Raw genomic sequence first — 24,098 nt, forward strand, 5'->3', positions numbered from 1 at the left:
CAGCTGACCGATGCACAGGTGGCTACGGCCGTGAACGCGGAGTTCCCAAACCTCGATACCGATGCTACCGATGACTTCTCCGGAAGCTTCAACGACCTTACCGATGTACCAGCAGGACTTGACGATGGCGATGACAATACCACCACCAACTTAGTCCAAGACCTCACAACGGGAACTATCACCTATACCAACGAAGAAGCTACAGATCAAACAGCGAACACTGTTGGTACTGAAGCGAACAATCAAATCTCTGTTGGGGCAAATGGTGGAGCGTTCTATGTAAGCCCAATCAAAGCTTTTGGAAAGGTATCATCGGGCGGAGGCCTTGTTAATGGAACTACCGGAGTCACTGTAACCAAATTGAGTGGAAATGGGTATTATAGAGTGAATCTTCCTGCTGGATTGGTAGGAGGTGCGGACTATATCATTCAATTGGCGCAACCAAGCCGAGACGGCTTGGGCAATGACGACCCTGGTATTTCATACCGAAATCAAACTGCTTCAAGTTTTGAAGTCATTATAGGTGATAATGACAATGGAGGTTCTGATAGAAATCGTTTCAACTCAGAATTTATGTTTACTGTTTTAGATCTATAATCCAACCAGATGAAAAGAATTAGTATTGCAATTTCATTGTTTTCGTTTCTTACGGCGGTAGCACAAACACCAACCGCAGGTGATCTGGTTGGCATACACAATGTTACAACCTTAGAGATGAATTCAATTGCCAACCCTATAGAAGGTTCCATGGTTTTCAATACAACCACAAGAAGTATGCATTTTTATAGTAATGCAGTTTGGGTAGAAATCCCCAATGTGGCCAACGTTTACGTAGGTGCTTTTCAAATAACGGGCACAGGCAATCAAGTTATAAATGGCCTACCCTTTGAACCAAGCAGTATAACATTTTCGGCAAATGCCAATGTGGAAAGCTTCAATTTAAACTCAGATAATGCAGTAGGCAACAATAATGGTGGTATCGCAAACTCTTTCGGCTCGATGAACGGCTTTGCCAGAAACGATAACGGCAGTATCACCGAACAGGTAATCTATGTCGGTGGAAGTGGAAACTCCATTAATGATATTTCAAGATATGCATCAAATTCGCACTGCATTGGTTTGCGGTATGGAAATCAAAATGGAGATAATTTAGGGATAACTTCTGCTAGCGTTACCAGTTTTAATACAGATGGGTTTACCGTAAACACGGATAGTTTTGCTGATGGTATCGTAGTTTTATTTCAAGCTTATAGATAAAAGATGATTGAAAAATATCAACATACAAAATATCACGTCTTTGGATTGGTTCTGATTTTGACCAACATTGCTTTGGGGCAAGATGCAGTTCAAAATTTTGGGAATCTTCAGTTTCACAACACCGCTTCGGTAGGTTTTCATATTGACCTTATCGATAATGGTACTTTTGACCAAAACTTAGGCCTTACCGGTTTCTACAGTCCGAATCAACTTACTGTTTCTGGAACTTCAAACCCCATTTTCAATGATGTTGAGATTGTGACTGAAAATGGATTGGTATTGAATACCTGGATAGGAATTACCAACAACGCAAATTTTATTGTAGGGGATGTTATTACCTCCAAAACCGATTCTGGTACGTATTTAAATTTTATTGATACCGCTTTCTTTACCGGCACAGGGAATGAAACCCACGTTAACGGATATGCAGGAGCCACTAATAAAGAGTTGATTACGTTTCCTGTTGGCGATGGGCAACGGGTAAGGCATCTTACCCTTACCTCTAGTGCTATTAATGATTTGGCAAAATGTGCCTATTTTTTTGAAGACCCTAACAACCCATCATCCTTGACAGGACAGTTCAATACAGAAAACAAGGAATTTGAAGACTTACAAGTAAGTAATTTTGAATTTTGGAAGTTGGAAAGCAATCAACCCTCTGTTGTTACTTTGGCTTGGGACAGTAATAGTAACGCCCCATCATTCGCAGATTCTACAGAAGATTTGATTGTCGTGGGATGGAACAGTACTGAAAATCGATGGGAAAGTCTTGGAAATACCGGAGTTACCGGAAATTTAACTACAGGTATTATTTCTTCTGAAACCTTTGTCCCCGATGATTATGAAATAATTACATTGGGCGGAAACGAATTGCTTGAGCCCTTCAGTGTATTAGAGCTCGACAACTATTTTTTAACACCAAACAATGATGGTATCAATGATTTTCTAGAGATAGAGGGTATTGAAAATTTTCCAAACAATTATCTGAAAATCTATAACCGATACGGTATTTTGGTGTATTCAAAATTGAATTATTTCAATGAATTTAATGGTATTTCCAACCAAAACACGGTTATACGAAGAGATGCCAGTTTAGCATCGGGAATCTATTTCTATATTCTCACCGTTACCGATACGAAACAAAAATACCAAGGCTACATGTACATTTCGGAATAAGTGTTCCACATAAAAAACCATAGCTCGGCATCCCAATAGAATAAAAAAACTCCTTAAATTGTCAATCAAATCAATTCCATGAATAGAAGAAGTTTCATTAAAAAAACATCGATTTCGTCCTTGGCATGCACGTTACCAACCATTATGCCTATGTTTCAAGATAAGGAGTATTCTACATTGGAATTGATGGGAAAGGAAAAAATCCAGCTTTTTGGTCAAGGGATTAATTTGAGAGAAGCGGCGTTTGAGGCTTTTACTAAAATGAAGCGTGCAGCTTTTACCGCTGGATTCGATATTAAAATGGTCTCCAGCTACCGAGATTTTTATAGGCAAGAAGGTATATGGGAACGAAAGTATTTACGCTACACGGAAGATGATGGAATGCAACCCATGGATGCCATTGATAAGATTATAGAATATTCCACTATACCTGGAACCAGCAGACACCATTGGGGAACAGATATTGATATTATTGATGGAAATGCCAAGAATACCGGCGATGTTCTTGTTCCTGAAAAGTTTGAAGCAGGAGGGCCTTTTGAAGATTTTAAACTATGGTTGGACGAAAATTCGGAAAAATACGATTTTCATCTTGTCTATACGGATGAGCCAAAACGTAGAGGTTTTAAATATGAGCCATGGCACTACAGTTATGCGCCAATTTCCATATCCATGTTGAAAGCTTTCAGAAAAGTAAACATTATGAAATTGCTTCAAACAGAAGAGTTTTACGGAGCTGAACATTTTACGACCGGGTTTCTACGAACCTACATACAAAATAACATTCTCGATATCAACCGCAATCTATTGTAGGTCAATTTTTTGTATCTTCCATTTCCAAGAATAATTCTACCATGAGAAGAGGAAGTTGGAAAATTCGCATATTCATTGGACTTGTCATAGTTGCCTTTGCTTTTTTTAAGCGATGCAATAACAAACAGGAAAATCCATACACGGGTCGGATACAGAATATAAATATGACCGCTGATCAAGAAATTGCCATAGGGCTGGAAAGTGCCCCTCAAATGGCACAGCAACACGGCGGACTATACCCTGATGAACGAATGCAATCCTTGGTAGACGCCGTTGGTAAAAAATTGGTTAACAATAGTATCGCTCGAGAAACACCCTATGCGTACGACTTCCATCTTTTAGCGGATGACAGAACAATAAATGCCTTTGCCTTACCAGGAGGCCAGTGTTTTATAACCTATGCCTTGTTTTCACAGTTGACAGAAGCACAGTTAGCTGGCGTGCTTGGACATGAAATCGGTCATGTGATAGGAAGACATTCGGCCGAACGTATTGCTGAGAGCAACTTTTGGCAAACCTTGGCCACAGGGGCCTCTGTTGGTGGTGATATGGGAGCTCTGGTAAGTGGAATAGGCCAAAATACCTTGTTAAAAAATGGAAGGGGAGATGAGCTGGAAAGTGACGAACTTGGTGTCTTATTTATGATTCAAGCTGGTTATGACCCAAATGAAATGATAAAGGTCATGGATATATTAAAAGCTGCAGGTGGTCCTAACAGAACCCCAGAGTTTCAAAGTACCCATCCAGACCCTGAGAATAGGATTGAGAAAATCAAAGAAGCCATCGAAAAATATTCCGGTCGATAGATTTGGTACGTTCATCGATAATAACTTCGTATTCGCCAGTTTTGATTACCTTTGGGTGACCCCAAATCAAAATACCTTTTCTTGACCCATTTGTGTTAGCTAACGAGAAGAACACATGGGAACACTATTACATTTTAAAAGTCTGTACGCAGAAGCGTTCGATGACTGCAAGCCGAGCTTTGTAGTCGTCCTGCTCAAAGGATACGCTATATTTTGTGCAATATTATTAGCTATGGCAGTATATGCATTTTTATATAGGGCATTTACAGGATTTGAGTTTTAAAGAATTTGTTTACTCTTTTACATGAACACTATTAAAGTAGATGAACAAAAAAGCCCATCATTAGATGGGCTTTTTGCTTGAAGAATAAACTCCCTTTTATTTTTTCATAGCTAATTTAAGTACTTCCAAAACTTCTGTAGCACTTGACAATTCTGCGTGTTTCTTGACAGAGTATCCTTTATCACAACGCTTCTTTAAATTTGCTCCGTTGGAAATCAATAGTTCCATAATTTCAGGTTTGTTGTAACGGGCTGCATAATGGATAGGTGCCATTCCCAAAGATTTTTGATTAACATCCTCTCCTAGCTCAATTAATTTTTTTACTGTATCCAAATCACCTTGCACTATAGCTTTACAAAAAGAGCTAAGGTTTACAGAAGCAATTGAAGAAACAAAAATAGGTTCTGGAGTTGATGTTGATGAATTGGCACTAACGCCTGCAACCACAAACAAACATGCTGCGGCTACTGTTACGATTGTTTTTTTCATGATGAATAATTTTTTGATTTATGAATTAAATTACACTAACAAGACTGTAATTTTTTCAAAATGTTACAGGATTATCATTTTCATAACAAAATTTTAACGATTCCGCTTTTTTGAATTCAATTAATTAACAAATCAATTGGGTAGAAAATATCAAAAAAACTAGGGCATCAAACCGAATCATTTTACTTTTGAGATAGAAACCAATACACAATGAACAAAAAGGTAATCCTAATGATTTTGGATGGCTGGGGGAAATCTCCAGACCCCAAAATTTCCGCAGTAGATCAAGCAAATACTCCATTTATTGACTCACTTTACACCAAATACCCCAACGCCAATTTATTGACAGATGGAATGAACGTTGGACTTCCTGAAGGACAGATGGGAAATAGTGAAGTAGGACACATGAACCTTGGTGCCGGAAGAATTGTATACCAAGATTTAGCAAAAATCAATAAAGCGGTCAAAGAAAACACACTAAAAGACGAACCGGTTCTAAAAAAGGCCTTTGAATATGCCAAATCCAACAACAAAGCTGTACACTTTTTGGGCTTGGTCAGTAATGGTGGTGTACACAGCCATATTGATCATTTAAAAGCACTTATTGAGGCAAGTGAAATCAATGGTGTAACTAAATCCTATATTCACGCATTTACAGATGGTAGGGATGTTGATCCAAAAAGTGGTAAAATATTTTTGGAAGACCTCACAAATTTCTGTTCCAATAAAAACACAAAACTGGCAACCGTCATTGGCAGGTATTATGCCATGGACCGGGATAAAAGATGGGAGCGGGTAAAATTGGCATATGATGTTTTGGTGAACAGTATAGGAGAAAGAACACAGGATATTTCGCAAGCCATGCAAAAAAGCTATGATGATGGCATCACCGATGAGTTTATTAAACCCTTGATTTTAACAGATGCCGAAAATAACGCTTTGGGGAAAGTTGAAAAAGATGATGTTATCGTCTTTTTTAATTTCAGAACAGATCGCGGACGAGAACTTACCCAAGTGCTGAGCCAAGAGGATTTTCCTGAACAAAGCATGCAAAAACTGGACTTGTACTATGTGACCATGACCAATTATGACGATTCGTTCAAAGGAATCAAGGTAGTGTATGACAAAGAAAACATTAAGGATACCTTGGGAGAAGTTTTGGCCAAACAAGGAAAAAAACAAATACGTATTGCCGAAACCGAGAAATATCCGCATGTAACATTCTTTTTCAACGGTGGACGGGAAGAACCTTTTGATGGGGAAAGCCGTATACTTTGTCCATCCCCAAAAGTCGCCACGTATGATTTAAAACCAGAAATGAGCGCCTACGAAATTCGTGATAAAATTATTCCCCAATTAGAAAAAGAGGAAGCCAATTTTGTTTGCTTAAACTTTGCCAACCCAGACATGGTAGGGCATACCGGCATTATGGAAGCGGCAATAAAAGCTTGTGAAACTGTAGACGAATGTGCCAAGTATGTCATTACCGCCGGTTTAGAACATGGATATTCCACTATTGTCATTGCCGATCATGGAAACTGTGACACCATGGTAAACCCCGATGGTAGTCCAAACACGGCACATACTACAAACCCTGTTCCGCTGATTTTAGTGGATACGGAAATTACAGAAATCCAAGATGGTGTATTAGGCGATCTGGCTCCGACCATTCTCCACATGATGGGTGTACAACAACCAGATTTGATGACGCAAAAATCGTTGGTCTAAAAGCGTAAACTATGAGAACAAATATGCTATTGCTCGCTTGTATATTCCCATTTGTTATGATGGCCCAACAACTAAAATCACCTAAAGGAAATTTTGAGTTGAACTTTCAAATTGAAAATGGTGTTCCTACGTATCAATTGCTAATGAACGGGAAAACCATTGTTGACAAAAGTAGTCTTGGCTTCGATTTAAAGGATATTCCCGATTTTCTTGATGGTTTCGAGTTGAAGGACGACGAACGTACGTCGTTCGATGAAACATGGCAACCTGTTTGGGGCGAAACAAAATCCATCAGGAATAACTATAACGAGTTGATTGTTAAGCTAGAGCAGGCTTCGACCGATAGATTCCTGAATATTCATTTCCGATTGTTTGATGATGGATTGGGGTTTCGATATGAATTTCCGCAGCAACCCAATCTTAATCATTTTGTCATTACTGAAGAGAAAACACAGTTTAAGTTGATGGGAGACCACAAAACATTCTGGATTCCCGGTGATTATGACACCCAAGAATATGATTATACCACATCAAAATTATCCGAAATTTCCGGTTTGATGGATAAGGCTATCACGCCCAATGCTTCGCAGACATCCTTCTCCAAAACTGGAGTTCAAACAGCATTGTTGATGAAAACAGCTGATAGTATTTATATCAATATCCACGAGGCTGCACTTGTTGAATATGCTTGTATGCATTTAGAGATAGATGAAACGAACTATATCCTTGAATCCCATTTAACTCCAGATGCTATAGGGAACAAGGGGTATATGCAAGCACCCAGAACTACACCCTGGCGTACCGTCATAGCAAGCAAGAACGCTGGTGACATACTACTTTCCAATATCACCTTGAATTTGAACGAACCAACGGCATATGAGGATACTTCGTGGATACAACCCGTAAAGTATGTAGGGGTTTGGTGGGAAATGATCACTGGAAAAAGTTCTTGGGCCTATACAGATATCCCAAGCGTAAAATTGGGCGAAACGGATTTTTCAAAAACCACACCAAATGGACGTCACGCAGCTAATACCGAACATGTGAAAATGTATATTGATTTTGCTGCTGAACATGGTTTTGACCAAGTTTTGGTCGAAGGATGGAACGAAGGTTGGGAAGACTGGTTTGGAAAGTCCAAAGATTTTGTATTTGATTTTTTGACTCCTTATCCAGATTTTGATGTCGAAGGACTGCGCAACTATGCAAAGTCGAAAAACGTAAAATTGATGATGCACCATGAAACTTCTGGTTCTATTCGCAACTACGAGCGATTTATGGACAAAGCCTATCAATTTATGGTAGATAATAACTACAATTCCGTTAAAAGTGGTTATGTAGGGGATATCATTCCCAGAGGTGAATATCATTATGGGCAATGGGCTGTAAATCACTACCAATATGCCATAGAAAAAGCGGCTGAATACAAAGTTATGGTCAATGCACACGAAGCGGTAAGGCCTACAGGATTGAGCAGAACCTATCCAAACCTAATTGGAAACGAATCCGCTCGGGGAACAGAGTACGAAGCATTTGGTGGAAGTAATCCCGACCATACCACAATTATACCTTTTACGAGACTTGTAGGTGGTCCAATGGACTATACACCTGGTATTTTTGAACCCGATGTGAGTAAATACAACCCGAATAACAAATCTTGGGTCAATACGACAATTGCACGTCAATTAGCACTGTATGTTACAATGTACAGCCCATTGCAAATGGCTGCTGATTTGCCCGAAACCTATAACCAACACCTTGATGCTTTTCAGTTTATAAAAGATGTTGCTTTGGATTGGGATACGTCTTTGGTGCTAGAAGCTGAACCAGGTGATTTTATTACCTATGCCCGCAAAGCAAAAGGAACCAATAATTGGTTTGTGGGTCGCACCAATGATGAGGAACCTAGGAATTCTTCAATTTCATTTGACTTTTTAGATGCTGACAAAACTTATATTGCCACAATTTACGGTGATACTAAAGATGCACATTATAAGGAAAATCCTAAAGCGTACGAAATCAAAAAATATAGGGTTAATCATAAGTCGAAATTGTCTCAATACTGTGCTCCCGGTGGTGGTTATGCCATAAGTATTTTTGAAGTAACCGATAAAAGTCAGCTTAAAGGTTTGAAACGTTTATAATATTCATATCGTTTTTGAAGATGGGTAGATTTTTGATTTCCATGTATCTTTGCATCCATGGTAAAAATTAAAACTTCTGAAGAAATCGAATTAATGCGTGAAAGTGCATTGGTCGTTTCTAAAACCTTGGGTATGTTGGCTTCGGAAATAAAGCCTGGTGCAAATCCGTTAAAATTGGATAAAATGGCCGAGGATTTTATACGGGAGCAAGGTGCAACACCTGGTTTTTTGGGCATGTACGATTTTCCAAATACACTCAATTGGAGTCCGAACGCACAGGTTGTTCATGGCATTCCAGGTAACGAACCCTTAAAAGATGGAGATATTGTCTCGGTAGATTGTGGTGCTGTTAAAAACGGATTCTACGGGGACCATGCCTATACTTTTGAGGTAGGGGAAGTGGCGGAGGAAACCAAGAAGTTACTTAGAATAACAAAGGAATCCCTTTATATCGGAATTAAGGAATTTAAAGATGGAAATCGTGTAGGCGATGTAGGTTATGCCATTCAAAATTATTGCGAAAATCATGACTATGGAATCGTTCGTGAACTGGTTGGTCATGGGCTTGGAAAAGAACTGCACGAAGACCCACAAATGCCAAACTACGGAAAACGAGGCCGTGGAAAGAAGTTCGTCAATGGAATGGTGGTCGCTATAGAACCTATGGTCAATATGGGCACCAGAAGAATAAAGCAGCTTAAAGATGGATGGACTATTTTAACAGCAGATGGTAAACCAAGTGCACACTTTGAACATGATGTAGCGCTTGTAGATGGAAAACCAGAACTACTTTCAACCTTCCAGTACATTTATGATGCCTTGGGAATTACCAGCAATGAAGAGGAGGAGTTTAGAAGACACGAATTTCACTAATTTCCCGAATCTTGTCTGACAAACTTATCTATAAAGATGAATCTTATTTCGTAATAGGTTTATGCATGGATGTTCATAATGTATTGGGAAAAGGTTTTAGTGAATCGGTTTATGGAGATGCTCTAGAAATTGAACTGACTACCAACGGAGTGCCCTATAAAAAAGAAGTGAAGTACAGCATCAATTATAAAGGAAAAGTATTAAAGCATCAGTATTATGCTGATTTTGTAATCGATAATAAAATAATCTTGGAACTTAAAGCTGTAGAAAGAATTTCAAGCGGACACATAAAGCAAACACTAAATTATTTAGCTGCTTCAAAAATGAAACTTGGCTTAATTGTAAATTTTGGAGAAGATAGTCTAGCGTATAAAAGAGTGTTGCTATAAAGATTGGTGAAATTAGTGAAATCCGTGTCTAACATATTCAAATATTTTCTAAACCTGATTCCAAGACCATGGCTCATTAAAATCAGCTATTGGGTACGTCCGGTCATCGCTATACTATTAAAAGGAAAAAAATACACGGATCCCATTGACGGTAAAAGCTTTAGAACATTCCTCCCATATGGTTATGAAAATCCGAGAGAGAATGTTCTCGCTCCCTCTACCCTTTCCTTGGAAAGACATAGGCTCTTATGGTTGTTCCTAAAAAATGAAACAGATTTCTTTACAAAACCATTAAAGGTATTGCACTTTGCTCCCGAACAGGCATACCATAAAAGATTCAAGCAATTGTCGCACCTTGATTATACCACAACGGATTTGAATTCGCCTTTGGCGGAAGTAAAAGCGGATATCTGTAACCTTCCTTTCGATGAAAATTCTTTCGATGTAATTCTTTGTAACCATGTTTTGGAACATATTCCCGATGACACCAAAGCAATACAAGAGTTGTACAGAGTAATGAAACCTGGAGGTTGGGGCATTTTTCAAATACCCCAAGATTTAAATATAGAAAAGACATTTACGGATGATTCGATTACTGACCGAAAAGAAAGAGCTCGAATTTTTGGGCAGTACGACCATGTTCGCATTTACGGCAGGGACTATTTTGATAAGTTGAGAAGTATAGGCTTTATAGTAGAAGAGGTCGATTATACAGAACAACTATCAAAAGAAGAGGTTGAAAAATATCGGTTGGCAAAAGGAGAGATCATTCCTTTGGTCAAGAAATAGTTATTTAACAACGATTTCCTGAAAGCCCTTTGTCATGAAGTTGGTTGTATTGCCTTCATCATCCACATAAATAATAAAAGCCTCTAGTTCTTTATGCCTATCCAACAATTCAAGAGTAGCGTCTAAATCCATTGCCATAAATGCGGTAGCATAGGCATCAGCCTGTATGCAATATTCCGCTATTACTGTTGCAGATAATATATTCGAGTTTTTGGTGTAGCCCGTTTTAGGGTCTATCGTATGTACATATTTTTCCTTTGTTACAGGGTCTATCCTAAATTTTCTGTAATTACCGGATGAAGCCATAGCTGCATCTTTTAGCTCTATTACAGCCGCACCTCCCCTATTTGTCAAATCATTGGGGTCGTCGATAGCTACTTTCCAAGATTTTCCATTGAGAACATTGGTACCTTTTGCCAATATTTCTCCACCAACCTCGATCAAGTAATTATCGATCTCATTTTCCTCTAACATTCTTCCTAACCGGTCAATAGCATAACCTTTGGCAATAGCATTAAAATCAAACCTTATTTCTTGTTTGGTTTTCACTATTCTATAATCATGGGTAAGTCCAATTCTTTGAAACCCTACATACTGCATTAAACTATCGACCTTTGTGCTATCCAGCTCTATTTGCTCTCCAGGGCCAAAACCCCATGCATCTGCTAAAACTCCAATGGTAGGGTCAAAATAGCCATCGGTCTCATAATGCACGGCTTTGCTCTGCATAAAAACATCTAGTAGCATCTGATCGATTACAAGTGTTGAATCTCCATCGTTTATTTTGGATATATCGGAATCTGGCAAATAGGTTGACATGGATTTATTGAAAACCTGAAAGACAGAATCTATTTCTTTTTGAAAATCCAATTTCTCTTGGGCAATGTAAATAATGGAATATGTGGTACCCAATGCATCGCCTATGTTTTGATTTTTTACGAAAGTGATATTCTTTTCACAACTAAAAATGATTAACGCAACACTGGCGAAAAGAGAAAAACGCTTCAACATTATATTTCTATTAATCCGTTATAATCAACAATATATTCTTCATTCAAATACACAGGCAGCGTTTGATCGGAAGCATTGGAAAGACCAACTCCTGCAAAATAGGTTTTGGCCTCAAATTTGACCGCGTGGTTCTTTACCTTTTCCATTAACTCAACATCAAAAGTTTTGGGATCATTCGGATATTCCACATTGCGAACCACTATAAAATGAAGGTCTTTATCCTTAAGACAGACATATTGTGGATTCTTTTTAGGTTTACTGTTAATGGCCATAAATTCAAAGCCATCAGTTTCCAATTGCCTTCCAACAATATTCATTGCTAAATTATGAAGCTCTTGCTCCGTTAGTATTCTTCTCATTGCAATTAAAAAAACCGACACAAAAATGCATCGGTTTATAGTATTTAACACCTCTCGGTTACACTCGAGATAAGATTTGTTTTAAAAATTCTATCCACCAAAGTCATCAAACCTAATATGCTCATCAGGAATTCCGAAATCTTCACCCATTTTTTGGACTGCCTTGTTCATCAATGGTGGCCCACAGAAGTAAAGCTCAATATCTTCTGGTGATTCGTGGTGATTTAAATAATTATCTATCACACAATTATGAATAAAACCTGTAAAACCATCTCCAGGGGCATCTATATCCTCTTTAACCTTCCAATTATCTTCTTCCATAGGCTCCGAAAGTGCCATATAGAACTTGAAATTTGGAAATTCCTCTTCCAATTGCTTGAAGTGGTCTATGTAAAATAGTTCTCTTTTGGAACGACCTCCATACCAATAGGTAACTTTCCTATTCGTCTTTAACGTTTTGAACAAGTGATACAAATGAGAACGCATTGGTGCCATTCCAGCTCCACCACCTACATAAAGCATTTCTGATTCTGACTCATTGATGAAAAATTCACCAAAAGGTCCAGATATGGTTACAGGGTCACCTTCTTTCAATCCAAAAATATAAGAGGAAGCCACACCGGGATTCACATCCATCCATCCGTTTTTAGAACGATCCCACGGCGGAGTCGCAATACGTACATTCAACATGATTTCCCTTCCTTCTGCAGGATAAGAGGCCATAGAATAGGCACGTTCGACCGTCTCCGGGTTTTTCATGACCAAAGGCCATAGATTAAATTTGTCCCACTCGGCCTTAAACTTATCTGGTGTATCATGTTCTTCGGGATGGGCAGTTATATCGATATCTGCATATTTGACTTCGCATGGTGGAATTTCAATCTGGATATACCCACCAGCTTTATAGTTCATCTCTTCTGGAATCTCTACTACAAATTCTTTGATGAAAGAAGCCACATTATAATTACGGACAACTTTTGCGTCCCATTTCTTAATTCCAAATACTTCTTCTGGAATACTGATTTCCATGTCTTGCTTTACTTTCACTTGACATGCCAATCGAGCACCATGTTGCAATTCTTTTCTAGAGAAATGAGGTGTTTCCGTAGGCAGTGCTTCCCCGCCCCCTGATAAGACGTGACACTCACACTGAATACAGGTTCCACCACCACCACATGCAGATGGTAAAAATACTTTTTGGTTTCCCAAGGTAGTCAGTAACGTACTCCCAGAAGCAACTTCAATTTTCTTTTCACCATTAATGGTCAATGTAACTGGACCAGATGGAGATAATTTCTCCTTTGTAAACAGCAAGACTGCTACTAAAAGCAATAATAAAATCAGAAATGAAACTACCGTGATTAAAATAGTACCTCCTGTACTTGTAGCTAATATGATCATTATTCGTTTATTACATCGTTATAAGAGACTGCTTTTTCCTCATCTTCAATCCCTTTTTCAATTTCTTTTTCCTTAATCTTTTCAGCAGTGTTAGGTGCTGTTTGTTCAGGTGGATCGTTGTCACCTGTCAACATGCCACCAAAACTCTGAAAGCCGATACCCATTAATCCTGTTATGATGAATGTAATACCCAACCCACGTAATGGGGCAGGCACATTGGAATATCTTATTTTTTCTCGAATAGCAGCTATTGCCAAAATAGCTAAAAACCAACCTATACCTGAGCTTATACCATAGTTTAAAGCTAATCCTAGAGTAGGTATTTCACGAGCTTGCATGAAAAGTGATCCTCCAAGAATTGCACAGTTTACAGCTATTAACGGTAAAAAGATTCCTAAAGAATTATATAACGAAGGAGAGAATTTCTCTACGATAATCTCAACCAATTGCACCATTGTGGCTATAGTTGCGATAAAAAGAATGAAAGATAAAAAACTTAAGTTGTAGTCTGCATATTCAGGCCCTAACCAAGCTAAGGCCCCATCCTGCAATAAGTATTGGTCCAACAACCAATTCAATGGTACTGTCACCGCCAAAACAAAGATTACAGCGGCTCCCAATCCTACTGCGGTAGCAACTTTTTTGGATACTGCCAAATAGGAACACATTCCCAAGAACACGGCAAAAACCATGTTATCAATGAAAATAGATTTGAAAAATAATTCTAAATGCTCTAACATAGTTTAATTCTTTTATGCTTCTTCAATCAACGCTTTATTTCTGGAACGTTGCACCCAAATTATAATTCCAACTACTATCAATGCTGCCGGTGGTATAATCATAAAACCATTGTTTTCGTACCCAATCGCATATAAACCAGTTTTAGCGATAGGATCTCCAAGTACAGGCATTCCAAAAAGAGTACCTGAACCCAATAATTCACGGAAAAAACCAACCATAATTAATATCACCCCATAACCGAGTGCGTTACCTATACCATCCAAGAATGATCTCCAGGGTCCATTACCCAAAGCAAAAGCTTCAAATCGACCCATAATAATACAGTTTGTAATAATCAAACCAATGAAAGCACCAAGGGTCTTGCTCAGCTCGTATGCGAAGGCCTTTAGTACTTGGTCCACCATGATTACCAATGTGGCAACCACTACTAGCTGCACAATGATTCTAATTTTTGATGGAATTACATTTCGCAATAAAGAAATTACTACGTTACCAACACCCATTACAAAAATTACTGAGATAGCCATAACTACTGAAGCCTGTAGCTCAGCGGTAATCGCTAAAGCTGAACAAATACCCAATACTTGAATTGTAATGGGGTTATTATCCGCTAAAGGATCTAATATTAGATTTGTATCTTTTTTTGAAAGTATTGCCATCTTAATTATTTATGACTGTTTGTAAATAAGGCTTATATAGGGAAAGACTCTCTTTGATCATGGCACTAACTCCATTACCTGTAATTGTAGCGCCTGCCAATGCATCTACCTCATAATCTTGCTTGTTTTCATTCAAAGGATCGTTGTTACCCTTCGCTACCGTAACACCCTTAAATTGATTTCCGTCCATAACGTATTCACCGTTAAAGTCATCCATGAAATAGCGGAGTTTGATGTTTGCTCCCAATCCTGCAGTTTCACCTTTGTGATCAAAATAAACCCCTTGAATTACCATGTTTTCATCCAGAGAAACGAATCCCCATATGGCATCCCAAAGTCCTTTACCATACATGGGCAATATGTAAGATTTCTTCCCATCTTTTTCTCCAATGAAAAAAGGAAGCTCTGCATCTTTTCCACTTTTCATTGCTGCAATTTGTTTTTTCACATCTAGAAGATAAGCTTCTTCTTTAGGTTTTACCTCTCCATTATTATCCAGAACATATTGCTCTTTAATATATTTTGAAAACTCTGCTTCTACGGCATTTGTGGGAATAAAATTTACACCACTGTCTTCTGTATTTTCATTTACGCCCATAGCGTAAAGGATATTTTGTTGCTTTGCGAACCGCTCATTTTCATCGATTCTTGGTCGTAATCCAGATGCAAAAGATGCTAAAATCGCTCCCACAACAACCACCATTATTGAAGCAAAAATTACGGTATATCCGTTTTTATCGGTATTGATTGCCATACTATACTGTTTCTACTTTTAATTCTTCGGCCTTACCATCACTAGGTTTTGGTAAAATAGTTGCATTTTTCATCCTCTTCATTCTTCCCTTAACATTACCCCTAACAACATAATGGTCTATGGTAGGTGCAAAGACGTTCATCAGTAATATTGCCAAGAATACACCTTCAGGATATCCTGGATTGAATACACGTATCATTACCGACAAAAAACCTATCAAAAACCCATAAATCCATTTTCCTTTATTGGTTTGGGAACCTGTTACTGGGTCAGTGGCCATATAGACAATTCCAAAAGCCAAACCACCAACTATAAGGTGTTTCCAGAAATCGAATTGCATCAAACCATAAAACTTGCTGTATTCTGGAATCCATCCCGCATCAACAATTCCGTTAAAAATCAATCCCATAGCTAGGGAACCTGCAACAGCACTTACCATGATTCTCCAGCTTGCAATCTTGGTGAAAATCAAGAACAATCCTCCAAGAAGAATCAAAAAAGTAGATGTTTCACCTACAGATCCCGGAATAAAACCGAAAAACATATCTGAAAGTGAGTATGAAAACTCAGATGTATTGCCTTGAGCTAAATACCCTAAAATGGTTTCACCAGAAATAGCATCAGCAGTTCCAGCACGTTCAACCCCTTCATGAACCCAAACTTTGTCACCGCTCATCCACGTTGGATATGCAAAAAACAGAAAGGCACGAATGGTAAGTGCAGGATTTAAAATGTTCATACCTGTTCCACCAAATACTTCTTTACCTATTACAACTCCAAAGATTACGGCGACAGCCAACATCCAAAGCGGAGTATCGATTGGTACGATCAATGGAACCAACATCCCTGTGACCAAATAGCCTTCTTCAACTTCATGTCCCTTAATAACCGCAAATACAAACTCAACGGCCAAACCAACCCCATAGGAAACAATAACCAAGGGCAATACTGTAATGGCACCCAACCAAAAGTTGTCCCAAGTAATAAAGTGCTCAAGAACAGAAAAATCAGCAGGAAATCCATTAACAGCAGAATAGTGCTGATAGCCCGCATTGAAAATACCGAACAACAAACATGGCACCAAGGCCAAGATTACGGTATTCATTGTACGTTTTAAATCATCGACCGCCCTAACGTGGCCACCTGAATGGGTTGTTTCGTTCGGTGTGTATAAAAAAGTGTGAATCGCATTGAAAGCCGGAGCCATTTTCTTGCCCTGATACTTTAACTTTATTTGGTGTAATTTATCTTTCATACCCATGATTATCCAATTTCTTGATACATTAAATCGAGTCCTTCCCTAATTATCTGTTGGTGCGGTTGTTTCGAAATACAAATAAACTCCGTTAAGGCAAAATCCTCTGGAGCTACTTCATACATTCCCAATTGTTCCATTTCATCCAAATCCTTGACCATGCAGGCCTTTAACAATTGTAATGGATAAATGTCCAATGGAAAAACTTCCTCATAACGCCCCGTAACAACAAACGCTCTATGTTCTCCATTCGTATTTGTGTCCAAGTCATATTGTTTCTTAGGCTGCATCCATGAGAAAGTGAGTGCCCTAGTGGAAGAAATTTTATTAAAAACAGGCTTGTTCCAGCCAAAGAATTCATAGTCGTCTCCTTCGGGAATGGCCGTTACCGTATTATTATAAAATCCAAGATGGCCTTCAGGGGTGGTTTTTGAACCTGTAAGAACATCTCCGTTTATCAATCTAAATTTATCTTGGTTCACACCACTGGCATATAGAAAAGTAGATATCTCAGCACCTATTTTTGTAGTATAATATTTTGGTGTTTTTACTGAAGATCCAGATAATGCCACAATGCGCTGTGCATTGAATTTGCCTGTCAAAAGATATTCCCCTATGATAACAAGATCTTGTGGAGCTACTGTCCAGACAACCTCACCTTTGTTTACAGGGTCAATTTTGTTGATTTGTGTTCCAACAAGTCCTGCAGGGTGAGGCCCAGAAACCTTATGTATGGTAATTCCATTAATATTGGCAAATGGTGATGTAGACGTATTACCAACAGAAACATGAATAGCTCCAGGTGTCATTTTGCCCAAAGCAGTAATCGCTGCCTGCAGCTCTGCTTCTTTTCCCTTTAACACGTAATCTGCATCAGCCGCTAAAGGTGCTGTAGTGTAAGCAGAAATAAAAATAGCTTTGGGAGTGGAGTCAGGGTCAGCTACGATATCATAGGGTCGTTGTTTTATAAAAGGCCAACAACCTGAATTTAAAAGTGTTTTTCTAATGGATTCCCCATCCATAGCATTCAAATCAGCAACTTGCGCCGAATGATAACTTTGTTCTTTATCGGCTAAAATCTTAATAGTCAAGATTCTCCTGCGCGCACCTCTTACGATTTCGACCAGCTCTCCACTTACGGGAGAAACAAAGAGCATGTCCTCATTGTTCTTATTGTAAAACAATGGCTCTCCAGCTTTCACTTCAGCTCCCTGTTTTAACAACATCTTGGGGGTTATGCTATGAAAATCATCGAGGTTGAGCGCATAAACATTGCTCGATGGAGCTTTAGATGTGGTTTGCTCAGCAGCTCCAACAAGATTGATATTTAAACCCTTTTTAATACGGATGTCTTTGGACATGTTAGTGTGCCTTTGGTTAACAAAATTGGTCGCAAATTTACTACTAAAAGCACATAAAATACAAATATTAACTAGAATTTTGGGATTACATCGGGCTAAATTTGTTGGGCATACTTTTTGTTTACCTTTACCCCAAAATTACGCCCTAAATGCGCTTTGAGATCAAACAAATATTTTTATGTTTTTTTGTTTCTGGAATTTTTGCCCAGGTACAAGAAGAAATAAATCCCCCCTCTAACATAAAGACCATTGTCTTTACCGGTCCTACCGAAGATCAATTCCCCGTTATAAAATTGGGAGAGTCCATGACCCTGGAATTTGATGACCTTACGGCCAATGAACAAGATTATTATTATAAGATAGTCCACTGTGATTACGACTGGACCCCTTCGCAGCTTTTAAAATCCCAGTATTTGGTTGGAATGGACAACCAACGTATCATCGACTACGAGAACAGTTATAATACCCTTCAACCCTATTCAAATTATAGGTTGACCCTGCCCAACGAGAACATACGCTTAAAAGTAAGCGGCAATTATTTAATCGAAATTTACAACAGCTACGGCGATTTGCAGTTTTCGCGAAGGTTTATCGTGTACAAAGATTTAGTAACTGTAGGCGGTGTCGTAAAACGTTCTCGGGACTTTAATTTCCTGAATGAAAAGCAAGTTGTTCAGTTTACCATAAACACCTCAGGTTTTCCAGTAGTGAATCCTAAGAAGGAGGTAAAAGTTGCTATTTTACAAAATCATTTTTGGCCAACTGCACTTTACAATATAAAGCCTCAATTTACTATCGGCACCGAATTGGTCTACCGTTATGACCAAGAGACAAGCTTTTTTGGCGGTAACGAGTTTTTGAACTTTGACACCAAGGATTTAAGATCGCCCACCTTTGCCATATCCAAAATTGAGTTCAAAGAATTGTACCACCACTATTTGTTTACCAATGATTATCGATACGACCAAGAGTATACTTATTTCCCCGATATCAATGGAGATTTTTTTATAAGGACACTACAGGGAGATGATGTTTCACGAGAAGCAGAATATTCCCAAGTTCACTTTAGTCTCCCCTACACCAACGAAATTGGATTGGACAATGTCTATGTTTTTGGAAAGTTCAATAATTATGAGCTAGGTGAAGAAAACAAAATGACCTTTAATTCCGACAATGGTAAAATGGAACTCATGATGACCATGAAGCAGGGGTTTCACAACTATAAATACGTTATCGAGCGTGAAGATGGAACAATAGACATGAACTACGTAAGTGGAAATTTTCATTTTACCGAAAATAACTACCTCATACTAGTGTACTACAGGGATTTTGGGGAGCTCCACGATGATATCATAGGCATAGGTTCAACAAACTCCAGAACTATAAGTAATTAATTATCTTAGTCCCAAATCCTTGAAAAAGAATGGGAAAAACCAAACCAAACCAAATAACCAAAGGCCGCTACCAACTCAAGTTTAGAGGAACCAATTGTCTAAATTGCGGTCACCTTTTAGATATTAGTGATAGATATTGCCCAAACTGTTCTCAGGCTAACAGCACCAAGAAACTTGTTCTTAAAGATTTTTTTGATGAGTTTTTCTCTAACCTGGTCAACTATGATTCTAAACTGCTGCAAACCCTTTATGCACTTTTAATCAAACCCGGTACCATAACCAAGGATTACATTAACGGAAAACGTGTTGCCTACACAAATCCCTTTAGATTTTTACTTAGCTTGGCATTTCTTTACTTTTTGATATTCACTTACAACAATCGGTTTTCAGCAGTAGACAAGGCTTTTGAAGGTTTTGATGAAAAGCTTGAACAAGCGGAGGTAATGTCCCTTGATTTAACCCCTGAGGATAGCCTAGTAGTACGAAAAGAAACTGAAAAAGTCCTTTCACGATTAGATTCTATAGAGATTCCCGAAACCAATATATCAGAACAACTGAAACTATTGGATTCCATTGACATTTTTGATTTGGAAAAGAAGTCCAAAAGAAAAGATTCGCTCATTAAAGCAAATCCAAGGACCTATTTTAAAAGTATAAACGATAGTACCGGATGGAGCGATGTATTCTCGAAAATGGAATTCTTCACCAAAAAAATAAGGCAAGATACCTTAAGAAATTTTTCTGATGTCGAAGCCAGATATGGAATTGGGAACAACTTTGAAGATAAACTAGCTTTTAATTCTTCCAACAGTTTATTAAAGGCTATTCGAGAGCCGGGAAGCTTTTTAAATGCCACCATTTCCAAGTTACCGTTTGTGATATTTTTCTTTTTACCTGTGTTCACTATTTTTATTTGGGTGGTATACATCAGAAAAAATTATACCTACACCGATCATCTTATCTTTAGCTTCCACAACCAGTCTTTATTATTTATCTTGCTCATCCTTAGCTTAGTAATAGATTCAATTTTTGATACGGCCAGCTCAGGTATGTTTTTACTGATTTTCGGTATTTACCTATATAAGTCGATGCGGAAGTTTTATGGGCAAGGAAGATTTAAAACAATTGTCAAATACATTTTTCTGAATACGATATTCACCTTTTTAGCAGTATTTGTGGTGTTAATATTATTGACAGGAAGTGCTTTTACGTATTAGCTTATGTTTACTCAAATAACAAAAGGGATAAAGGTTTCTGTACAGACTACTTTCGAGGGTACATTTTTTAAAAATTATAAAATGCACTATGCCTTTGGTTATACCGTTACCATAGAAAATCAAAGTAAAGATTCGGTGCAACTTACAGCTAGACACTGGGATATTTTCGATGCACTAAAAGAAACGGAAGCTGTTGATGGTGAAGGCGTTATTGGCAAAAAGCCAGTTATCAAACCAGGTAAGTCGCATACATACAGTTCTGGTTGTTTGCTTGCATCTCCCATAGGTGCCATGCAAGGATATTATCACATGGTAAACCTAACTTCATCCGAAGAGTTTGAAGTGGATATTCCCACCTTTAAATTTGCCGCCCCTTTCGCCGTAAACTAGTTAGAAATCATTTTAGAATCGATTTTCCTTTTACTACCTTTGATGGAATTTTAACACATTAAATCCACCATAATGGGAAAAGGTTTTTTTCAAGTTCCAACTGCATATAACGAGCCTATAAAAAGTTATGCTCCGGGCACCCCGGAACGCGAGGAAGTACTAGCACAATACAATGAATACTACAAAGGAACCGTTGAGGTCCCGCTATATATAGGTTCAGAAGAAATTAGAACGGGAAATACACAATCCATGTCACCCCCACACGAACACAAACATGTTGTTGGAAAGTTTCATCTAGCCGAAAAAAAACATGTAGAACAAGCTATCTCGAGCTGTCTGGAATCACGTGAGGCATGGGCAAATTTGACTTGGGAACAACGTGCTGCCATTTTCTTAAAAGCTGCTGAATTGATTGCAGGTCCATATAGAGCTAAAATCAATGCAGCCACCATGATGGCACAATCAAAAACCATCCACCAAGCCGAAATAGATGCTGCTTGTGAGTTTATCGATTTTTTACGTTTCAACGTGGAGTACATGACTCAGATTTATACGGAACAACCAGAATCTGCGGAAGGCATCTGGAACCGTGTGGAATATCGACCTCTCGAAGGTTTTGTATATGCCATAACTCCTTTCAACTTTACCGCCATCGCCGGAAACTTGCCCGCAAGTGCTGCAATGATGGGAAATACAGTTATCTGGAAGCCTAGCGATAGTCAAGTTTTCTCAGCAAAGGTTATTATAGATGTGTTCAAGGAAGCTGGATTGCCAGATGGTGTTATTAACGTTGTATTTGGGGACCCAGTGATGATTACGGATACAGTTCTTTCAAGTCCAGATTTTTCAGGACTTCACTTTACAGGTTCTACATACGTTTTTAAGGAACTTTGGAAACAGATAGGGAACAATATCCATAACTACAAAACCTATCCAAGAATCGTAGGTGAAACCGGTGGGAAGGACTTCATTTTAGCACATCCCACTGCAAAGCCACAACAAGTAGCTACTGCTATAGTAAGGGGTGCTTTTGAATTTCAAGGACAAAAATGTAGTGCAGCTTCAAGGGTGTATTTGCCAAAGTCGACTGCTGATGAAATTCTGGATTTGGTAAAAACAGACCTAAAATCCATTAACAAGGCAGGTTCTCCCGCAGATATGGAGAATTTTGTAACTGCCGTAATCCATGAGGGTTCATTTGATAAACTTGCAAAGTATATTGACCAGGCCAAAAAAGATGCCGATGTGGAGATTATTGCAGGGGGTACCTACGACAAATCCGTTGGTTACTTTATTGAGCCTACGGTTATCCTAACGAAAGACCCAAAATACACCACAATGTGTACTGAACTTTTTGGACCCGTAGTCACTATTTATGTCTATGAAGATGCAGATTGGGCCAAAACCTTAGAACTTGTTGATGGAACATCTGAATATGCATTGACTGGAGCTATTTTAGCTACTGATAGGTATGCAATCGATGAAGCCACAAAAGCGTTGCAGAATTGCGCAGGTAACTTTTATATTAACGACAAGCCAACAGGTGCCGTGGTAGGTCAACAGCCTTTTGGGGGAGCAAGAGCTTCTGGAACCAATGATAAGGCAGGTTCCGCCCAAAACCTTTTACGTTGGGTATCACCAAGACTGATCAAGGAAACTTTTGTAACGCCAGAAGATTATAGATATCCGTTTTTGGGATAGTACAAAGCTTTAGCTTAAAGTTTATACTAGCCGTTATTCTTATATACAAGCAATAACGGCTATTTTTATATGGAATTTCTTCTGACTGATATGACAAATCCTATTGTACATCGAGCTTTTTTTCTTGTGCCACCAGAAGTACAATTACTGGATATTACAGGACCTGCGCATTTGTTTTACGAAGCAAAAGAATATGGAGCGGAAATAAGAGCCCATTACCTGAGTATGGAAAACAAGGCAAAAGCATTTTCAAGTGCAGGTTTGGCCCTAGGAAATCTTGAAACATTTTCAGATTTTTCACTTTGTGAAACAGACATACTTTTTATTCCCGGAATGGAATCCCATCTGTTCTATGCTGAAGATTTTAAACTTAAGTACCATGATTTTTTTGAATGGTTACGTACCCAACGCAATCAAGGCGCTAAAATCTGTTCCGTATGCACGGGCACATACATACTTGCCTTTGCAGGGCTTTTAGATGAAAAAAACTGTACAACACATTGGAAGTATTTTGACGATCTTAAATCGAGGTTTCCTAAAGTCAGATTACTATCGGATAGATTACTGGTTAAAGACGGCAATCTATATTCAAGTGCTGGGGTTTCATCAGGAATAGACTTGGCATTATTCCTCTTGGAAGAACTTTACGGCCCTGTTTTTACGGCAAAAGTTGCTAAAGAAGTGGTAATATATCTAAGAAGAACCGAGAATGACCCTCAACTCAGCATTTTTCTTCAATACCGCAATCATTTAGAAAACCGTATCCATCAAGTCCAGGATATACTTGCCCAGAATCTTGACAAGAAACTAAAAATCGAAAATTTAGCAGAACAGGTCTGCATGAGTCCAAGAAACTTGACCCGATTATTTAAAAAAACCACTGGAGTAACCATCGGCAATTATCAAGATAAACTAAGAGTTGAAAGAGCGTCACAATTATTATCCAAAGGAGAAAAAGTACATGCCGTTGCCCTCATGTGCGGTTTATCTAGCAGCAATCAATTGCGCACACTTCTAAAAAAATACAAGTATCCCTTACCGAACAAATTACAGCTCTAAATTTGTCCTTATTCTGAGTGCTTTTGTCCTTTTAAAAACTTGTATGATG

General features: G+C 38.5%; 25 protein-coding genes. 16 read left to right on the forward strand and 9 right to left on the reverse strand.

Features of this window, described 5'->3' with window-relative positions; genetic code table 11:
- The 6 genes from KIM67_RS17455 to KIM67_RS17480 all read left to right on the forward strand — a co-directional run.
- Positions 1-597: hypothetical protein (locus KIM67_RS17455; RefSeq protein ID WP_213832844.1), on the forward strand; the 597-nt coding region annotated here is incomplete at its 5' end.
- A 9-nt stretch (positions 598-606) separates the two neighbouring features.
- The gene (locus KIM67_RS17460) at positions 607-1,257 is read left to right on the forward strand and encodes a hypothetical protein (protein ID WP_213832845.1); all 651 of its coding nucleotides are present in this window, start codon (positions 607-609) and stop codon (positions 1,255-1,257) included.
- Between the two features lie 3 nt (positions 1,258-1,260).
- Positions 1,261-2,433, forward strand: coding sequence for a gliding motility-associated C-terminal domain-containing protein (locus KIM67_RS17465; RefSeq protein WP_250149310.1), 1,173 nt, complete (start codon positions 1,261-1,263; stop codon positions 2,431-2,433).
- Between the two features lie 78 nt (positions 2,434-2,511).
- The gene (locus KIM67_RS17470) at positions 2,512-3,246 is read left to right on the forward strand and encodes a M15 family metallopeptidase (protein WP_213832846.1); all 735 of its coding nucleotides are present in this window, start codon (positions 2,512-2,514) and stop codon (positions 3,244-3,246) included.
- A 41-nt stretch (positions 3,247-3,287) separates the two neighbouring features.
- Positions 3,288-4,052 carry a M48 family metalloprotease gene (locus KIM67_RS17475; protein ID WP_213832847.1) on the forward strand — a complete coding sequence of 255 codons (765 nt, stop codon included), beginning with the start codon at positions 3,288-3,290 and terminating at the stop codon, positions 4,050-4,052.
- 115 nt (positions 4,053-4,167) lie between these two features.
- Positions 4,168-4,335 (forward strand): DUF6747 family protein, encoded by a 168-nt coding sequence (locus KIM67_RS17480; RefSeq protein ID WP_213832848.1) that lies wholly within the window; start codon positions 4,168-4,170, stop codon positions 4,333-4,335.
- 96 nt (positions 4,336-4,431) lie between these two features.
- Here the strand turns inward: KIM67_RS17480 and KIM67_RS17485 are convergent, their stop codons facing one another.
- Positions 4,432-4,824 carry an ankyrin repeat domain-containing protein gene (locus KIM67_RS17485; RefSeq protein WP_213832849.1) on the reverse strand — a complete coding sequence of 131 codons (393 nt, stop codon included), beginning with the start codon at positions 4,822-4,824 and terminating at the stop codon, positions 4,432-4,434.
- 210 nt (positions 4,825-5,034) lie between these two features.
- On the opposite strand from KIM67_RS17485, the gene gpmI reads away from it, so the two are divergent.
- From gpmI to KIM67_RS17510, 5 genes are read left to right on the forward strand one after another with little or no spacing between them, the layout of a single operon-like run.
- Positions 5,035-6,552, forward strand: a complete 1,518-nt coding sequence (gene gpmI / locus KIM67_RS17490) for a 2,3-bisphosphoglycerate-independent phosphoglycerate mutase (protein ID WP_213832850.1) — start codon at positions 5,035-5,037, stop codon at positions 6,550-6,552.
- Positions 6,553-6,563: 11 nt separating this feature from the next.
- On the forward strand, positions 6,564-8,696 hold the full coding sequence (locus tag KIM67_RS17495; RefSeq protein WP_213832851.1) for a glycoside hydrolase family 97 protein: 2,133 nt from the start codon (positions 6,564-6,566) through the stop codon (positions 8,694-8,696).
- Positions 8,697-8,753: 57 nt separating this feature from the next.
- Positions 8,754-9,569 (forward strand): type I methionyl aminopeptidase, encoded by an 816-nt coding sequence (map, locus tag KIM67_RS17500; RefSeq protein WP_213832852.1) that lies wholly within the window; start codon positions 8,754-8,756, stop codon positions 9,567-9,569.
- A gap of 11 nt (positions 9,570-9,580) precedes the next feature.
- Positions 9,581-9,958, forward strand: a complete 378-nt coding sequence (locus KIM67_RS17505) for a GxxExxY protein (RefSeq protein ID WP_213832853.1) — start codon at positions 9,581-9,583, stop codon at positions 9,956-9,958.
- Positions 9,959-9,982: 24 nt separating this feature from the next.
- Positions 9,983-10,747, forward strand: coding sequence for a class I SAM-dependent methyltransferase (locus KIM67_RS17510; protein WP_213832854.1), 765 nt, complete (start codon positions 9,983-9,985; stop codon positions 10,745-10,747).
- Here the strand turns inward: KIM67_RS17510 and KIM67_RS17515 are convergent, their stop codons facing one another.
- The 8 genes from KIM67_RS17515 to KIM67_RS17550 all read right to left on the reverse strand — a co-directional run bounded on the left by KIM67_RS17515 (position 10,748) and on the right by KIM67_RS17550 (position 18,288).
- Positions 10,748-11,758 carry an FAD:protein FMN transferase gene (locus tag KIM67_RS17515; RefSeq protein WP_213832855.1) on the reverse strand — a complete coding sequence of 337 codons (1,011 nt, stop codon included), beginning with the start codon at positions 11,756-11,758 and terminating at the stop codon, positions 10,748-10,750. It lies immediately after the preceding gene.
- Positions 11,758-12,117: a Na(+)-translocating NADH-quinone reductase subunit F gene (locus tag KIM67_RS17520; protein ID WP_213832856.1), complete on the reverse strand. Its 360-nt coding sequence runs from the start codon at positions 12,115-12,117 to the stop codon at positions 11,758-11,760. Before KIM67_RS17520 ends, KIM67_RS17515 begins: the two co-directional genes overlap by 1 nt.
- 90 nt (positions 12,118-12,207) lie before the next feature.
- On the reverse strand, positions 12,208-13,515 hold the full coding sequence (gene nqrF, locus KIM67_RS17525) for an NADH:ubiquinone reductase (Na(+)-transporting) subunit F (RefSeq protein WP_213832897.1): 1,308 nt from the start codon (positions 13,513-13,515) through the stop codon (positions 12,208-12,210).
- A 2-nt stretch (positions 13,516-13,517) separates the two neighbouring features.
- The gene (gene nqrE, locus KIM67_RS17530; RefSeq protein WP_213832857.1) at positions 13,518-14,258 is read right to left on the reverse strand and encodes an NADH:ubiquinone reductase (Na(+)-transporting) subunit E; all 741 of its coding nucleotides are present in this window, start codon (positions 14,256-14,258) and stop codon (positions 13,518-13,520) included.
- Between the two features lie 12 nt (positions 14,259-14,270).
- On the reverse strand, positions 14,271-14,918 hold the full coding sequence (locus KIM67_RS17535; protein ID WP_163416274.1) for an NADH:ubiquinone reductase (Na(+)-transporting) subunit D: 648 nt from the start codon (positions 14,916-14,918) through the stop codon (positions 14,271-14,273).
- Between the two features lies 1 nt (position 14,919).
- Positions 14,920-15,672 (reverse strand): Na(+)-translocating NADH-quinone reductase subunit C, encoded by a 753-nt coding sequence (locus KIM67_RS17540; RefSeq protein ID WP_213832858.1) that lies wholly within the window; start codon positions 15,670-15,672, stop codon positions 14,920-14,922.
- Position 15,673: 1 nt separating this feature from the next.
- A complete protein-coding gene (locus tag KIM67_RS17545) occupies positions 15,674-16,933 on the reverse strand; it encodes an NADH:ubiquinone reductase (Na(+)-transporting) subunit B (protein WP_213832859.1) in 1,260 nt (419 codons plus the stop codon).
- A gap of 2 nt (positions 16,934-16,935) precedes the next feature.
- The gene (locus tag KIM67_RS17550) at positions 16,936-18,288 is read right to left on the reverse strand and encodes a Na(+)-translocating NADH-quinone reductase subunit A (RefSeq protein WP_213832860.1); all 1,353 of its coding nucleotides are present in this window, start codon (positions 18,286-18,288) and stop codon (positions 16,936-16,938) included.
- Positions 18,289-18,437: 149 nt separating this feature from the next.
- Here KIM67_RS17550 and KIM67_RS17555 point away from each other — a divergent pair, with 149 nt between their 5' ends.
- The 5 genes from KIM67_RS17555 to KIM67_RS17575 all read left to right on the forward strand — a co-directional run bounded on the left by KIM67_RS17555 (position 18,438) and on the right by KIM67_RS17575 (position 24,049).
- The gene (locus tag KIM67_RS17555) at positions 18,438-19,682 is read left to right on the forward strand and encodes a DUF5103 domain-containing protein (RefSeq protein WP_213832861.1); all 1,245 of its coding nucleotides are present in this window, start codon (positions 18,438-18,440) and stop codon (positions 19,680-19,682) included.
- Between the two features lie 29 nt (positions 19,683-19,711).
- Entirely contained in the window at positions 19,712-20,899 is a 1,188-nt protein-coding gene (locus tag KIM67_RS17560; protein ID WP_213832862.1) for a DUF3667 domain-containing protein, read from the forward strand.
- Between the two features lie 3 nt (positions 20,900-20,902).
- Positions 20,903-21,289: a Co2+/Mg2+ efflux protein ApaG gene (gene apaG / locus KIM67_RS17565; protein ID WP_213832863.1), complete on the forward strand. Its 387-nt coding sequence runs from the start codon at positions 20,903-20,905 to the stop codon at positions 21,287-21,289.
- 72 nt (positions 21,290-21,361) lie between these two features.
- Complete coding sequence (gene pruA, locus KIM67_RS17570; RefSeq protein WP_213832864.1) at positions 21,362-22,990, forward strand: L-glutamate gamma-semialdehyde dehydrogenase; 1,629 nt, start codon at positions 21,362-21,364, stop codon at positions 22,988-22,990.
- A gap of 69 nt (positions 22,991-23,059) precedes the next feature.
- Complete coding sequence (locus tag KIM67_RS17575) at positions 23,060-24,049, forward strand: GlxA family transcriptional regulator (protein WP_213832865.1); 990 nt, start codon at positions 23,060-23,062, stop codon at positions 24,047-24,049.
- Positions 24,050-24,098 lie beyond the last annotated feature (49 nt).

Source organism: Flagellimonas sp. 389 (assembly GCF_018449435.1).
Taxonomy (GTDB): domain Bacteria; phylum Bacteroidota; class Bacteroidia; order Flavobacteriales; family Flavobacteriaceae; genus Flagellimonas.